This window comes from Bacteroides sp. AF29-11 (genome assembly GCF_003602895.1).
Lineage (GTDB): Bacteria > Bacteroidota > Bacteroidia > Bacteroidales > Bacteroidaceae > Bacteroides > Bacteroides uniformis.
Genome location: NZ_QTLY01000028.1, coordinates 1 through 1434 on the forward strand (window position 1 = coordinate 1; position 1434 = coordinate 1434).

Here is a 1434-nt window from a genome sequence, read left to right on the forward strand (position 1 = left end):
AACCAGAGCGGCACGGTAGAGGAGACGAACCATTACTATCCATTTGGAGGGGTGTTTGCAAGTGCAGGCAATGTGCAGCCTTACAAGTACAACGGGAAGGAGTATGATGGCAAGAAGGGGTTGAATTGGTATGATTATGGAGCACGTATGTATGATGCAGCATTGGGTAGGTTTATGACAGTTGATCCACTGGCAGAGAAGTATTATCCGATGAGTCCGTATGGGTATTGTTTGAATAATCCTATCAAATTTATTGATGCAGACGGGAGACTGCCAAGAATTTATATCGAAAGAAAAGGTTTTGGACATGCATTTGTAACAGTTGGCAATGGTGATAATACAATTGTGTATACCTATGGTAGATATGGAGAATTGGGAAAAGATAAAAGTTCGGCACGGAATACTTCGCCTACAGGAGAAGGAGTGCTTATTAAATTGACGGGTAGAGATGCTATTAGCTTTATTCAGGATCAAATGCTTGCTAATGAAGCAGTGGGATATGAGTTTACAAAAGGTTCAGATGAACTTGTTTCGAAACACTTTGATAAGCAATTAGATAATAGTAATAAAATACCTCAAAAAGGTAAGTATGCAGGTAAAGAAAATGCGAAAGTTATTGATGAATATAATTTATTTATTAACAACTGCGCTACCACTTCCATAAAAGGTATACAAGAGGGAGTAAAAAAAGATTTGGATTTGAAAGATTCTAAAGCCCCTGCTTCTTTAGGAGACCGTTTGAAAGTAATGTCTAAAGAGGATGAGCATAGTATCAGAAGAATTACTTATAATGAAATAAAGAAAGAGTTTAATTTGCATGGAGCTGGAACAAAATGGTAATTATGAAAAAGGTTATTTTAATGGTATTTCTGATATTCTCATTGTTGATGATTGTCTATGGGATAGGTTTTATTCTTAATTATTATTTAGTGATAAAATATTCCATAGAAGACTGTTTGCCCTTAGGTGGTAAAGGCACTTTCCCGGTAGTGAGTGACAGATTAGATGAAATACATGCTCTTGTCAATTATGCTGAAATAGTAGTTATATATGCAATTTATGCTTTATCATTGGCTGTATATTGGTTGCTTAACATTAATAAGAAATAATCTGTCTTAGTTGACTAATCTCTTTAATAACTATCCTAACATCAGATAGCTCATATCTTGCATGTTAGGATAGCTTTTTTTCTTTCTAATACTGATACGACGGCCTTAACCGTCTGACTGCTTTCACCCACGGTGCAGGCCGCTATACAGAAAAGGTGACCGGTTACGACAAAAACGGCAATATCCTGTCTTTGCAGTGCTACGGGCAGACCTCCGCATCAGTCTACGGCTTGATCACTCTTACGGGCAATCTGCTGAATCGTGTGGACGATACCGCTACGACTTCTGCTTACAACAACGGTTTCGAGTTCAAGGACGGCGTGAA

2 protein-coding genes are annotated in these 1434 nt (G+C 37.8%); both read left to right on the forward strand.

The features are described from left to right. The coding region (locus DWZ03_RS19855; RefSeq protein ID WP_133303185.1) for an RHS repeat-associated core domain-containing protein at nt 1-840 on the forward strand (840 nt) is incomplete at its 5' end. A gap of 2 nt (nt 841-842) precedes the next feature. After that, a complete protein-coding gene (locus DWZ03_RS19860; RefSeq protein ID WP_225982726.1) occupies nt 843-1109 on the forward strand; it encodes a hypothetical protein in 267 nt (88 codons plus the stop codon). Nucleotides 1110-1434 lie beyond the last annotated feature (325 nt).